Annotated in this window: 13 protein-coding genes and 1 other RNA gene; 9 read left to right on the top strand and 5 right to left on the bottom strand. The window is 61.5% G+C overall.

Annotated features, from left to right (window positions below; all coding sequences use genetic code 11):
• The first annotated feature begins 19 nt into the window (after positions 1 to 19).
• The 3 genes from I0K07_RS12340 (at position 20) to cysN (ending at position 4,156) form a co-directional block, all read left to right on the top strand.
• On the top strand, positions 20 to 1,192 hold the full coding sequence (locus I0K07_RS12340; RefSeq protein ID WP_203293864.1) for a DegT/DnrJ/EryC1/StrS family aminotransferase: 1,173 nt from the start codon (positions 20 to 22) through the stop codon (positions 1,190 to 1,192).
• Between the two features lie 100 nt (positions 1,193 to 1,292).
• Positions 1,293 to 2,261: a sulfate adenylyltransferase subunit CysD gene (gene cysD, locus I0K07_RS12335; RefSeq protein ID WP_203293862.1), complete on the top strand. Its 969-nt coding sequence runs from the start codon at positions 1,293 to 1,295 to the stop codon at positions 2,259 to 2,261.
• The gene (gene cysN, locus I0K07_RS12330; protein WP_203293860.1) at positions 2,261 to 4,156 is read left to right on the top strand and encodes a sulfate adenylyltransferase subunit CysN; all 1,896 of its coding nucleotides are present in this window, start codon (positions 2,261 to 2,263) and stop codon (positions 4,154 to 4,156) included. Before cysD ends, cysN begins: the two co-directional genes overlap by 1 nt.
• Before the next feature lie 68 nt (positions 4,157 to 4,224).
• Here the strand turns inward: cysN and cysQ are convergent, their stop codons facing one another.
• A complete protein-coding gene (cysQ, locus tag I0K07_RS12325; RefSeq protein WP_203293858.1) occupies positions 4,225 to 5,022 on the bottom strand; it encodes a 3'(2'),5'-bisphosphate nucleotidase CysQ in 798 nt (265 codons plus the stop codon).
• A 17-nt stretch (positions 5,023 to 5,039) separates the two neighbouring features.
• Positions 5,040 to 6,764 (bottom strand): SLC13 family permease, encoded by a 1,725-nt coding sequence (locus I0K07_RS12320; RefSeq protein ID WP_203293856.1) that lies wholly within the window; start codon positions 6,762 to 6,764, stop codon positions 5,040 to 5,042.
• Between the two features lie 136 nt (positions 6,765 to 6,900).
• Here I0K07_RS12320 and I0K07_RS12315 point away from each other — a divergent pair, with 136 nt between their 5' ends.
• Entirely contained in the window at positions 6,901 to 7,911 is a 1,011-nt protein-coding gene (locus I0K07_RS12315; protein WP_203293854.1) for a glycosyltransferase, read from the top strand.
• On the opposite strand, the gene I0K07_RS12310 is transcribed toward I0K07_RS12315, so the two are convergent.
• Entirely contained in the window at positions 7,908 to 8,489 is a 582-nt protein-coding gene (locus I0K07_RS12310; protein WP_203293852.1) for a hypothetical protein, read from the bottom strand. The genes I0K07_RS12315 and I0K07_RS12310 overlap by 4 nt on opposite strands.
• Before the next feature lie 215 nt (positions 8,490 to 8,704).
• Between I0K07_RS12310 and I0K07_RS12305 the strand changes: the two genes are divergently transcribed.
• The 5 genes from I0K07_RS12305 to I0K07_RS12285 all read left to right on the top strand — a co-directional run bounded on the left by I0K07_RS12305 (position 8,705) and on the right by I0K07_RS12285 (position 10,592).
• The gene (locus I0K07_RS12305) at positions 8,705 to 9,001 is read left to right on the top strand and encodes a DUF4164 family protein (RefSeq protein WP_203293850.1); all 297 of its coding nucleotides are present in this window, start codon (positions 8,705 to 8,707) and stop codon (positions 8,999 to 9,001) included.
• The gene (locus I0K07_RS12300) at positions 9,001 to 9,414 is read left to right on the top strand and encodes a cell division protein ZapA (RefSeq protein ID WP_203293848.1); all 414 of its coding nucleotides are present in this window, start codon (positions 9,001 to 9,003) and stop codon (positions 9,412 to 9,414) included. Before I0K07_RS12305 ends, I0K07_RS12300 begins: the two co-directional genes overlap by 1 nt.
• A gap of 35 nt (positions 9,415 to 9,449) precedes the next feature.
• Positions 9,450 to 9,609, top strand: a non-coding RNA gene (gene ssrS / locus I0K07_RS12295) — 6S RNA.
• A 5-nt stretch (positions 9,610 to 9,614) separates the two neighbouring features.
• A complete protein-coding gene (locus I0K07_RS12290) occupies positions 9,615 to 10,196 on the top strand; it encodes a 5-formyltetrahydrofolate cyclo-ligase (RefSeq protein WP_203293846.1) in 582 nt (193 codons plus the stop codon).
• An 18-nt stretch (positions 10,197 to 10,214) separates the two neighbouring features.
• Positions 10,215 to 10,592 (top strand): hypothetical protein, encoded by a 378-nt coding sequence (locus I0K07_RS12285; RefSeq protein WP_203293844.1) that lies wholly within the window; start codon positions 10,215 to 10,217, stop codon positions 10,590 to 10,592.
• Positions 10,593 to 10,662: 70 nt separating this feature from the next.
• Here the strand turns inward: I0K07_RS12285 and ahcY are convergent, their stop codons facing one another.
• Positions 10,663 to 12,072: an adenosylhomocysteinase gene (ahcY, locus tag I0K07_RS12280; protein ID WP_203293842.1), complete on the bottom strand. Its 1,410-nt coding sequence runs from the start codon at positions 12,070 to 12,072 to the stop codon at positions 10,663 to 10,665.
• Positions 12,073 to 12,150: 78 nt separating this feature from the next.
• Positions 12,151 to 13,317 (bottom strand): methionine adenosyltransferase, encoded by a 1,167-nt coding sequence (gene metK, locus I0K07_RS12275; RefSeq protein ID WP_203293840.1) that lies wholly within the window; start codon positions 13,315 to 13,317, stop codon positions 12,151 to 12,153.
• Between the last annotated feature and the right edge of the window lie 15 nt (positions 13,318 to 13,332).

Raw genomic sequence — 13,332 nt, 5'->3', positions numbered from 1 at the left:
CAAAGGATGCGGCTCCGTCATGGCTGATATGATTCCCTTCATTGACCTTCTGGCTCAACAGGCTCGGATCAAGGACCGAGTTGAAAGCGCGGTCATGAAAGTCCTCGGTGAAGGGCGCTATATTCTCGGTCCCGAAGTGAGCGAGTTGGAAGCGCGTTTGGCTGAGTTTGCCGGGATTGGCCGAGCGCTCAGCTGCGCCAACGGCACTGACGCCATCCTGATCCCTTTGATGGCATGGGGTATTGGTCCCGGCGACGCGGTCTTTGTCCCCAGCTTCACCTTCGCCTCCACAGCGGAAGTCGTGGTGTTGGCGGGGGCGTCACCAGTCTTCGTCGATATCGATCCCGACACGTATAATATGGCGCCTGAAAGCCTGTCGGAGGCCATTGAGGCGGTGAAATCTGCGGGCGAACTGACGCCGAAAGCCGTGATTGCGGTTGATTTGTTTGGTCAGCCTGCCGACTACCCAGCTCTGGAACCTATCGCTCGACAGCACGGACTGAAGCTCGTTTCCGACTGCGCCCAAGGCTATGGCTGCACGCTCAATGGCAAGGCCTCCCTGCATTGGGCTGATGCACTGACCGTGAGCTTTTATCCGGCCAAGCCATTAGGAGCGTATGGCGATGGTGGCGCCGTGCTTTGTAGGGATGATGCACTTTTCGACGTCATGAAGTCCGTTCGCGTTCATGGTGAGGGCAAAGAGCGTTACGAATATGCGCGCATTGGCCTCAATTCTCGTCTCGACACTATTCAAGCTGCAATCCTGCTGGCCAAGTTGGAGGTCTTTGCTGAAGAAATTCAGATGCGCCAGGCTGTTGCCGACAAATATGCTGCCGGCATGGGCAATGCCGTCAAATGTCCGCATGTGATCGCGGGAGCCCAGTCGACCTGGGCCCAATACACGGTAGAGGTGGAAGGTCGCGATGCGTTTCGCGCTCATCTTGCCGAGCAAGGCGTGCCCAGTGCGATTTACTATCCGATTCCACTGCACATGCATGAGCCTTATGCGGGCTATCCCCTGCCGCCGAGAGGCCTTCCGGTGACAGAAGCTGCCGCAAAGAATGTCGTATCGCTTCCCATGCACCCTGATATGCCCGATGCCGACGTCAATCGCGTGATCGCGGCGGTGACGGGTTTTCGCGCACAGGCGCACGGATCGAGGCGGTCGTGCCCTTCTGTGTCACACACGTGATTGTTGGGTGGCATTTCCCATCTTCGTGTCCTACATCGCCCATCAGAGTTATGACGCGCGCGTAAATGCGTAAATGAGATGGACGAGCGCCGGAGGTTGTATGGCTGATATTCAGGAAAGCGTTCGCAATTATGCCGAACGGTTCAAATCGGCAAAGCTGCGGGAGCGCCCGCTTTCGGCTCACCTGAAGGCGCTTGAGGCGGAGAGTATCCACATCATGCGCGAGGTGGCGGCCGAGTTTGCCAATCCGGTCATGCTGTACTCGATCGGCAAGGACAGCGCTGTCATGCTGCACTTGGCCCTGAAGGCCTTCTACCCGTCGCGTCCGCCTTTCCCGCTTCAGCATGTCGACACGACATTCAAGTTCCGGGACATGATCACCTATCGCGATGCGCTGGCCGAGGCACTCGGACTGGAGATGCGGGTCGAGATCAACCAGGAAGCCGTGGATCGCGGCGTCAATCCCTGGGACAGCGGGTCGCAATTGCACACCCAATTGCTCAAGACCGAAGCGCTGCGCGCGGCGATGAACCGGCATGGCTATGACGCGGCCTTTGGCGGTGCCCGCCGGGACGAAGAGAAATCCCGCGCGAAGGAGCGCATCTTCTCCTTCCGCGACACCAATCATGGCTGGGATCCGAAGAACCAGCGGCCTGAGCTTTGGCGGAACTACAATACGAAGATCCGCAAGGGCGAATCCATCCGGGTCTTCCCGCTTTCCAACTGGACCGAGCTGGATATCTGGCAATACATCCTGGAAGACGACATTCCGATTGTGCCGCTCTACTACGCCGCCCACCGTCCGGTGGTGGAGCGTGATGGCCAGGTCATCATGGTGGATGATGAACGTCTGCCCTTGCAGGACGGCGAGAAGCCGGATCTGCGCATGGTGCGCTTCCGGACCCTCGGCTGCTATCCGCTCACGGGCGCTGTTGAATCCAGCGCCCAGACGCTCGAGGAAATCGTGCTGGAAATGCTGACAGCCCGCACGTCTGAACGCTCCGGCCGACTGATCGATCACGACGAAGCCGGATCCATGGAGAAGAAAAAGCGCGAGGGGTATTTCTGATGGACACGCAGACTTCGCGCGCTGACGTCATGGAACGTCTCACCCAGTCCGGCCAGCACGGCGTGCTGCGCTTTCTGACCTGCGGTTCCGTGGATGACGGCAAGTCGACGCTGATCGGCCGCCTTCTCTATGACAGCAAGCTGCTGTTCGAAGATCAGATCAATGTGCTCGAGCGCGACAGCCGCAAGCATGGCACCGCCGGTGACGAGATCGACTTCGCACTGCTCCTCGACGGTCTGGAAGCCGAGCGCGAGCAAGGCATCACGATCGATGTGGCCTACCGCTTCTTCGCAACGGAAAAGCGGAAATTCGTGGTGGCCGATACGCCGGGCCACGAACAGTACACGCGCAACATGGCGACGGGTGCATCCACGGCTGATGCCGCGGTGATGATGATCGATGCGCGCAAGGGCGTGCTCGTGCAGACCCTGCGCCACACCTATATCGCGCGCATGATGGGCATTCGCCACATCGTCCTGGCCGTCAACAAGATGGACCTGGTTGAACATGGCCGGACGCGATTCCATGAAATCGTGGCCGAGTACATGAAGAATGCCGAGGAGCTGGGCTTCGAGACCATCACGCCGATCCCGATGTCGGCGCGCTATGGCGACAATGTCACCCGCCATTCCGAAAGCATGTCCTGGTACAAGGGTCCGACGCTCCTGGAACACCTGGAAGAGCTCGACATCACGACCGATATCGAAAGTGAGCCCTTCCGCATGCCGGTTCAGTGGGTGAACCGTCCGAACCTGAATTTCCGGGGTTATTCCGGCACGGTCGTGTCGGGCAAGGTCAAGCCCGGCGACGCCATTGTCGTGTCCCAGTCCGGTCTGGCGGCCAATGTCGAGCGCATCGTGACGGCTGATGGTGACCTGGAAATCGCCCAGGCCGGTGACGCCGTTACCCTGGTGCTCAACCATGAGATCGACATTTCACGCGGTGATGTGCTGGCTGCGGCCGAGGAACGTCCCGAAGTGTCGGACCAATTCGCCGCGGAACTCCTCTGGATGGCTGAAGATGACCTTCTGCCGGGGCGCTCCTATCTCCTGAAGATCGGGACGGCGACCACGCCGGCGACCATTTCGGCGCTGAAGCACAAGGTCGACATCAACACCTATGAAAAGAAGCCCAGCCGCAAGCTGGAGATGAACGGTATCGGCATGTGCAATGTGTCGACCGCCCGTCCCATCGCCTTCGACCCGTATCACACGATCCGGGACATGGGTGCCTTCATCCTGATTGACCGCTTCACCAACCAGACGGTGGGTGCGGGCATGATCAGCTTCGGTCTGCGCCGCGCGTCCAATATCCACCACCACGCCATGGATGTGACCAAGGCCGACCGGGCCCAGCTGAAAGCCCAGAAACCGGCCATTCTCTGGTTCACCGGCCTGTCCGGCGCCGGCAAGTCGACGGTCGCGAACATCGTTGAACGCAAACTCGCCTCGGCGGGCCACCACACCTATTCGCTGGACGGTGACAATGTGCGTCATGGTCTCAACCGGGATCTCGGTTTCACCGATGAAGACCGCGTCGAGAACATCCGCCGCATCGGTGAAGTCGGCAAACTCTTTGTGGATGCCGGTCTCCTGGTGACCTGTTCTTTCATCTCGCCCTTCCGCTCCGAACGCCGCATGGTTCGCGAGCTTGTGGACGAAGGTGAGTTCATCGAAGTCTTCGTCGATACGCCTCTGGAAGTCTGCATGGAGCGCGACCCGAAAGGTCTCTACAAGAAGGCGCAGGCTGGCGAGATCAAGAATTTCACCGGTTTCGACAGCCCGTATGAGGCGCCGGAATCACCGGAAATTCGTGTCGATACAACCTCGATTTCTGCCGAGGAAGCCGCTGATCAGGTGATCGCCAAGCTGCGGGAGCTGGGACGGCTGGGGTAGTCCTCACAGGACAGAAATGAAAAAGGCCGGGGATGCCCGGCCTTTTTTATGGGTCCAGCAGGACTGACCTAGCCCGTCTTTCCCCAGGCGACGAAAGCGCCGTTGAGGTATTCGGTGTCTTCCTTGGCGTAGAGGAAGGGGGTGCCTTCCGGCGTCAGGACGCAGCCACCGGCTGCATTGAGCACGGCGTGACCGGCTCCGGTGTCCCATTCCTTGGTCGGACCGAAGCGCGGATAGACGTCGGCGCTACCTTCGGCGACGAGGCAGAATTTCAGCGAGGACCCCGCGGAGACCTTCTCGGTCACACCCTGGGCTTCGGCAAAGGACATGGTTTTCTCGTCCGCATGGGAGCGGCTCATCACGGCGGTCATGCCGCCTTCCGGACGGGGCCGTGTGGTGATCGCGTCCAGCGCGTCCCGGGACACGCTTTCCCCGGCTTTCAGCGGTCCGGCCCAGGCTTGGGTGCCGCCCATGAAAATGCGCTCACGGGCGGGGGCATAGACACAGCCCGCAGTCGGGGCCCGGTTTTCCACCAGCGCGATATTCACCGTGAACTCGCCATTCTTGTTGATGAATTCCTTCGTGCCGTCGACCGGGTCGACAAGGATGAAGGCCCCATCGGTTTTCGGCCGGAAGCCGGCTGCGAAACTCTCTTCGGCCAGGACGGGAGTGCCGGGGAAGGCGGTTTCCAGCTCGGCCAGGATGATGGCCTCGGCCAGCTCGTCCGCATCGGTCACCGGCGAGCGGTCATCCTTCCCGCGCGTTTCGAAGTCGGTTTCATAGATCTCCATGATCTTGACGCTGGCCAGGCTGCAGATCCGGGCGAATTCGAAGGCGACGGCGTTTTTGTCGTCGAGTGCGGGCATGGGACTGTACTCTTCGTCTAGAGGTAAATCAGGGAAAGTGCGCTCAATGAGGCCACGGCATAGGCGATAAAGACAGACCCGCCGAGCAGAAGGAAGTCAGAAAGCCGATATTGCCCCGGTGTGAGCACCATGAGGTGGGTTTGATAGCCAAAGGGCATCAGAAAGCTGGCGCTGGCACCGAAGGCGCAAGCCAGGGCGAAGGCTTCACCCGGCAATCCCAGCTGGGTGGCGGTGGCCAGTCCGATGGGCAGGGCGGTGAGAGCCGCGCTCGCATTGGAGAACAGCTCCGTCATTCCCCAGGCGAACAGGAAGATCGCGGCGAGGGCGAAGACAGGGGGCAGACCTGTCGTGATCTGTCCGATGAAAGTGCCGGCGATCGCGGCCGCGCCGGATCGTTCCAGCAACAGGCTCAGCAGCACCGCTCCCCAGAGTGCGATGATGAGGTCGAAGGGGAAGGTGCGCCTGACCTCGCGCGGCGAAGCCCAATTCAGTCCGACCGTGACAGTGGCCAGTCCCATGGCGGCGATGTGGAAGGGGATCACCTGACTCAGGGCGATGCCCAGGAAAACCAGGAAGGACAGGCTGAGGGCCCAAGCGTCGCGGGGCCGCATGGGCTGCGATGCGGGATTGTCCGTGTCTAGAATGTGCAGGTTCGGCCGGACATTGTCCCGGCTGCCGAAATCCGGTCCGGCGGCCAGGATGAGCACATCCCCGCTACGCAGCCGGATATCGCCCAGCTTGCCGGACAGGCGCCCTTCGGCCCGCCGGACCGCCATCACCGAGGCATTGAAGCGGGCCCGGAAATCGGCTTCGCGCAGCGTCTTGCCGCGCAACAGGCTCTGCGCGCTGATGACGGCGTGGAAGAGTTCGCCCGGTGGGCCGGACCGGGCCTCCGGATTGATCGTCAGGCCGGGAATGGATTGCAGCTCGTCGATATGGCTGACATCGCCGACAAAGATCAGCCGGTCACCTTCCAGCAGGACGAGGCCGGGATAGACCGGGGTGATGAGGCGGTCGCCGCGCACCACTTCCGCAAGAAAGAAACTGTGCAGATGGCGCAACCTGTTGGCGCTGACTGCCTTCCCGATCAGGGGTGAATCCGGTTCCAGCCGGGCTTCGACATGAAAGATGTCTGCGGCCAGTTCCGCTGTGTCCCGGCGTGGTTTGAGCAAAATGGGGGCGGCCAGTACAAGCCCGGCGAAAACGGCGAGGACAACAGCCAATCCGGGCAGGGCGAAGTCCATCACAGTCAGGACAAGGCCGTGGCGCGCGGCTTCTCCGGTCACCATCAGGCTGGCCGATGTTCCGAACGGGGTCAGCATGCCGCCGGCCAGCGCCATGTAGGACAAGGGCAAAAGCAGGCTGTGGGGGTCCAGGTTCGGGCGGCGGGCAGCCGGACCCAGCAGGGCGGCGACAACAGCGGTGTTGGGTGTCACTGAAGAGGCGACGGCCGTCAGACCGAGAAACCGAGCGAGTGTGGCGCGCAGGCCGCGCCGGCGCCTTCCGAAGAACAGCACAGGCAGGCCGGGAATGCGGGTGAGGGCATTGGCAATGATCACCAGGCTGGTCACGGCGATGATGGCCGGCGTGACCAGGCGGTCCACGGCTTCATCAAATCCGATCCGTCCGGTGGCAAGCACGGCGATGATGAACAGGGCAAAGCTTCGGGCCGTCGACAGACGGCCCGAGATAAGCAGGGCTCCAAGGCCCAGCACCAAGGCTGCATCCAGAACGGATTGCATGTCTTTCCCCCTCAGCCGTGCACCTGCCTGGCAGATTCGCGCTGCAATTGCTCGGACTTGCGCACTTTGTGCAGCTGCACAGACTCGACTGGATACGCTAGGTCGTACAGGCTGCCAATCTATGCAGGGGATGTAAGTGCCTGAACAGGTCGATATTTCAGTTCTGATCGTGGCTTATGCCAGCCGGGACACGCTTCCGCGCTGCCTGGAAGCGCTGTCGGCACAGACCGTCAGGCCACGTGAGGTCATCCTGCTGGAAAACGGATCTCCGGACGGGCAGCGCATCCAGGCCGGGGAGGTGCCCGACTGGGTGGAGTTCATCGAGAGTCCGGAAAACCTGGGCTATGCGGCGGGCAATAACCGCCTCGCTGAACGCGCCAAGGGTGAGTGGTTGGCCCTGCTCAATCCGGATGCCTTTGCCCATCCGGACTGGCTGGAACAGCTTTGGGCCGCGACACAGAGATACCCGGAGATTTCGCTGTTCGGATCGACGCAATATTGTGCGGAAAAACCGGAACTGCTCGATGGTGCGGGTGACGTCTATCATGCGGCAGGCTTGGCCTATCGGGGCGCTTATCTGCGCCCGGTGTCAATGTTGCCGATTGAAGGAGAGGTTTTTGCGCCTTGCGGAGCGGCAGCCTTTGTGAAGGCGGACCTGTTTCGGGCTCTGAACGGGTTTGATGAAAGCTTTTTTTGTTACAATGAGGATGTGGACCTGGCCTTTCGGGCCCGGCTGGCTGGGCAGCGCGTGATTCAATTGCGCTATGCGGCGGTCGATCATGCCGGATATGGATCATCCGGTCGGCGGTCAGACTTCGCAACCTATTACGGTGTTCGAAACCGGCTCTGGGTCTTTTTGAAGGATGTTCCTGGTTGGTTGTTCTGGCTGTTATTGCCCGTTCATGCTTTCGCGACGCTTTGTCTGTGGTTTGCGGCGATGAAGTCGAAGCAATTCGGTCTGTTTTCGCGCGCTATCTGGGACGGCTTGAAGGACTGGCCGCGGATCATGCGGGCGCGGCGTGCTGTGCAGGCAGAGCGTAAGGTTTCGGTGCTGCAGGTCGCCAGAATGATGAGCTGGCGATCCCGGCAGCTGCTGACTCGCGAGCCAGACATTCGTTCCTACAAGGAATCAGTGACGCCCGACTAGCAGCTCAGCGGTTCCAGTGCGGTGAGATCGACGCTGACAACATCCACCGTGTTCGCCTCAAAGGCCCAGTCCGGCCACAGTCCGATATAGCCGAATTGCCAGTCACACTGCTCCGGCGCGGAATCGAAGACGATCTCTGTGAAGTCGCCTGACAGGGTTTCGCGCTGCCAGGAATCCTGCCCGATACCCGGCACGAAGAAATTGACGCGCAAACCTTCTGCCGGCTGTGTGCCGGCCTGGCGGGCGCGGATCACGATGCGGACGCGGTGACCGGACAGGGCGGTCAGTTCATCCGGGGTGAGGGCGAAGAAGGCACCGGCGGACTGGATGCCGTCGAAAGGACCACGTTCGGCCTGGATGCGCAGGAATTGGGTCTCGCCCTCGGCCAGAAATTCGACGGTCAGACCATTGCCCGTCGTCACGCCATTGAGCCGGTCACCCTCGAAGGTGAGGCCCTGCGTGCGAATATCCTCCGGCGTCCGGTAGGTGGATTCACCCAGGCTCAGCGCGCCGGCAATCATGGCGGCGCAAGCGGCGGCGGCGATGGGATAAAAGGCCCAATCGGGCAGGCTGAACATCAGGAATCCGGTCAGAAAACGGCTGCGGGCGATATCGCTGTTTGGACTGCGCAGCCGCTCAGGTCAATCAGCCAGCGTCCATTGTTCCGCCAATCGGCGCGCCGGACTCATTCCTGCCCTCTTTCACCCGTTTCATATGCCATAGAGTCAGGCACTCCGTGGATGAAGTTGAGAGTTTGCTTGAACTTTGGGGCGACGCAGTGGATTCTGGACGTATGAACGTGCGCTCTGATGTCACCGAGGACCCGCTACAGGCGGCGATCTCCCGTCTCGACGGGGCGATGTCGCGTGTCGAAGGGCTGGCGGGTCAATTGCGTGCGCGCGCGGAACGGGCTGAGCTGGAAGCGGCGCAGTCCCGCGATGCCGATGATGACCGTTCGCGTCTCGCGGCTGCGCTTGATGAAGCGCAGGGCCGGGAGGCCGCCCTTCAGGAAGCGGCCCAGGACGCCTCCGACGCGCTGGACCGCGCCATCGGCGATTTGCGCCTGATGATGGAAGCGGAGGCCGACTGATGTCGAAAGTCTCCGTCATCCTCAACGGCCGCGAATTCACCATTGGCTGCGAAGACGGGCAGGAAGCCTATCTCAAGGAACTGGCCCAGACGCTGGACCGTCGGGTCAGCACGATTGCATCCCAGGTTGGCCAGATCGGCGATTTGCGCCTTTTGCTCATGGCCGCCCTGATGCTCGTCGACGAGCAGAAAGATGCCGAGCGCCGCGTCGAGGCGCTGGAATCCCATGTCGATCAATTGCGCCGTGAACGCAATGGCAGCGCGTCCGTCCAGGCGGCCGACCGCGACCGTCTCGCCCGCCATGTCCTGCGCATTGCCGAGCGGCTTGATGCCTTCGCCGACAGTCTGGAAGAAGGCAGCGATGCCGGCCCGGATGTCAGCTCCAGTGCAGATCTTGCAGAAGCCCGCGCTTGAGAACCGCACGGATAAGCGCCACATAGGGATGTGGCGGTCATCTGCTGCGTGCGACTGGGGCGTAAATCCCGCTGACCGTAACTCTCCACGAGGGAACTGCCTCTGTTTGGGACCGTGGTCCCTGATAAGCGGTGCCCACCTGATTTGTCGGGTCTGTGGGGATTCACACGCGCTGACGGCGCAAGTGGAGCCGCCACACCTTGTCCTCTCCTGACAGCAAATCCCAGCTGCGACGGTCCCTTGTCGCAGCCCGGCTTGAAGCCGCCCGGGCGCGCCCGGATGCAGCGGCGCAACTGGTCATGCACTGGCCGGTCAGTCTTCTCGTCAGCGGTCGTGTGGTGGCCGGATACCGGCCGCTGCCGGGGGAGATGGATCCGGCCCCGCTCATGACAACGCTTCTGGAAGCCGGGGCGCGGCTTGCGCTGCCGGTCATGAGGGAGGGGGAGGCCGCCCTGGATTTTCATGCCTATGCGCCGGGTGATCCGCTCGAGCGTCGCGCATTCGGTGTCGAGGAGCCCTTGCGGGATGCGGCAATGGTCCAACCGGACATCGTCCTGGTGCCTCTGGTCGGGGCGGACTTGCAGGGGACAAGGCTGGGTTTCGGCAAGGGCTTCTATGACCGGACGCTGGCACGCTTGAGAGCGGAAGGGCCGGTTCTGGCGATTGGTTTGGCCTATACGGAACAGGTTCTGGAGACACTTCCTGCCGATCCGCACGATGAAGCCCTTGACGCAGTGGTCACGGATAGCGGATTTCTTGGTATCAGATTGAAACCCGACTGAAGCGGTTTGTGGGCAGGTATGGTTTACAAGGTTCATCATGAAGCCGGGCATAATGCCTCCGTGCTCACTCATGACGGTCCCGTCGACGCGGCCGAGATCAAGGCCTCGCGTCTTGATCTCAAAAGTGTGGCCAATGCCCAGAATGCCAAGGGCGCGCTGATCGATATCCTCAATGCCCAGATTCAGGCGGAACCGGTCGAGATCATCGTCAATGTTGAGGCCTTGGTCGATGATCTGCGGCCAGGCGCGCGGCTCGCCTTTGTCTCTCGCGAAGAGGATCAGGGCGTCGTGTCCATGATCGTCACGACGGTGGCGCATTCCTCTGGCCGCCGCGTCAAGGCCTTCACGGATCTCGGCGAAGCCTTGGGCTGGATCAATGCGGCCCCTGATCGCTGAACGCGGCAGGCCGGCATGGAAAAAGGGCGCCCCTTGAGGCGCCCTTTTCATGTTCGCAATGCGGTATCGCCTAGTAGCGATAGTGCTCGGCCTTGAACGGACCGGCCTGCGGCACGCCGATATAGTCGGCCTGCTCGCTGGAGAGTTCCGTCAGCTTGGCACCCAACTTGTCGAGGTGCAGGCGGGCGACTTTCTCGTCCAGATGTTTGGGCAGGATGTAGACGTCATTCTTGTAGTTCTCGCCCTTCGTCCAGAGCTCGATCTGGGCCAGCGTCTGGTTGGTGAAGGAGGAGGACATCACGAAGGACGGGTGGCCTGTGGCATTGCCCAGATTCACCAGGCGGCCTTCCGACAGCAGAATGATGCGGTTGCCGGTCGGGAATTCGACCAGATCGACCTGCGGCTTCACATTCGTCCAGTTGAAGTTCTTCAGGCTCTCGACCTGAATCTCATTGTCGAAGTGACCGATATTGCAGACGATCGCCATGTCTTTCATGGCGCGCATATGGTCGACCGTGATGATGTCCTTATTGCCCGTCGCGGTGACGAAAATGTCCATCTCGCCGGCCACGTCTTCCAGGCGGACAACCTCGAAACCATCCATGCAGGCCTGCAGGGCGCAGATCGGGTCGATCTCGGTGACATAGACGCGGGCACCGGCACCAGCCAGCGATTCCGCAGAACCTTTGCCGACATCGCCATAGCCGCAGACCAGGGCTTTCTTGCCGGCCATCATCACATCGGTGCCGCGGCGGATGGCGTCAACCAGGCTTTCCCGGCAGCCATAGCGATTGTCGAATTTCGACTTGGTGACGCTGTCATTCACATTGATGGCCGGGAAGGGCAGTTCGCCGCGCTTGGACATCTGGTAGAGGCGCATCACGCCGGTCGTTGTCTCTTCAGACACGCCCTTGATCGCGTTCTTGGCCTGGGTGAACCAGCCCGGGGTCGCTTCGAAGCGCTTCTTGATCTGCGCGAAGAGGGCGGTTTCCTCTTCCGACTTCGGATGGTCCAGCAGGGACGGGTCAGCTTCGGCCTTTTCGCCCAGGATGAGGTAGAGCGTGGCATCGCCGCCATCATCCAGAATCATGTTGGCGGTTTCGCCGTTCGGCCAATGGAAGATGGCGTCGGCATAATCCCAGTATTCTTCCAGCGTCTCGCCCTTGGTCGCGAAGACCGGCACGCCGGTTTCGGCGATGGCGGCAGCGGCGTGGTCCTGGGTGGAGAAGATGTTGCACGAGGCCCAGCGCACTTCCGCGCCCAGTGCGGTGAGCGTCTCGATCAGCACGGCCGTCTGAACCGTCATGTGCAGGGAGCCGGCGATGCGGGCGCCCTTCAGCGGCTGGCTGTCCTTGAATTCCTCGCGCAGGGCCATCAGGCCCGGCATTTCAATCTCGGCCATATCCAGCTCGGTCCGGCCCCATTTGGCCAGCGAGATGTCTTTCACGATGTACGGCTTGTCCGCAGCAAATTGCGTCATGACCTTCAGGTCCTCTGTGTCGTCTAGGGGGCTGTTTATGGACGGGGCCGGTCAGACCGGCCCCGGAAAATGTTCAAATCAGACGAGCTTGCGGAGCTCGTCGGCGAGGTCCGTCTTCTCCCAGGAGAAGCCGCCTTCGCTGTCCGGCGTGCGGCCGAAATGGCCATAGGCCGCAGTACGCGCATAGATCGGACGGTTCAGCTGAAGCCGCGTACGGATACCGCGCGGTGTCAGGTCGACCATGTCCATCAGGGCGTCTTCCAGCTTGGCCTCGTCGATTTGTCCGGTGCCGTGCAGGTCCACATAGAGCGAGAGCGGTTTGGAAATGCCGATCGCATAGGAGACCTGGATGGTGCAGCGCTTGGACAGGCCGGCCGCAACCACATTCTTGGCCAGATAGCGGCAGGCATAGGCCGCCGAGCGGTCCACCTTCGTCGGGTCCTTGCCCGAAAAGGCACCGCCGCCATGCGGGGCCGCCCCGCCATAGGTGTCGACGATGATCTTGCGGCCGGTGAGGCCGGCATCGCCGTCCGGGCCACCGATCACGAAGGTCCCGGTCGGGTTGACGTAGAATTCCTCTTCCGGCGGGAACCAGCCTTCCGGCAGCACACCCTGCACGACCGGACGGACCAGTTCGCGGATGTCGGCCTGGGTCAGGCCTTCCTTGTGCTGGGTCGACACGACCACGGAAGTCACGCCGGCCGGCACACCATTCTCATAGCGCAGCGTCACCTGGGATTTGGCGTCCGGCTCGAACTCCGGGCGCTCGCCGGATTTGCGCAGCGCGGCCATGCGCTTGAGGATTTCGTGGGAATACTGGATCGGCGCCGGCATCAGGGTCGGCGTCTCGTCCGAGGCATAGCCGAACATGATGCCTTGGTCGCCAGCACCCTCATCCTTATTGCCGGAGGCATCGACGCCCTGGGCGATATGGGCGGATTGTTCGTGCAGGAAGTTCTGGAAGTTGGACTTCTGCCAATGGAAGCCGTCCTGCTCATAGCCGATGTCGCGGATGGCGTCGCGAGCAGCCTGCTCGATCTCGTCATCATTGATCTCGGCGGCACAACGCACTTCACCGGCCAGCACGATCTGGTTCGTCGTGGTCAGCGTTTCGCAGGCCACACGCGCTTCGGGGTCCTTGGACAGGAAGAGATCGACAATCGTGTCGGAGACACGGTCGCATACCTTGTCCGGATGGCCCTCGGAAACGCTTTCAGAGGTGAAGATATAAGATGGTCTGCTCACAGGCGTAACCTCATA

Origin of the sequence: Maricaulis parjimensis (genome assembly GCF_016817355.1) — a bacterium.
Classification (GTDB): Bacteria; Pseudomonadota; Alphaproteobacteria; order Caulobacterales; family Maricaulaceae; genus Maricaulis; species Maricaulis parjimensis.
Note: the sequence above shows the minus strand (reverse complement) of the source record. Positions and strands in the feature narration are given on the sequence as shown.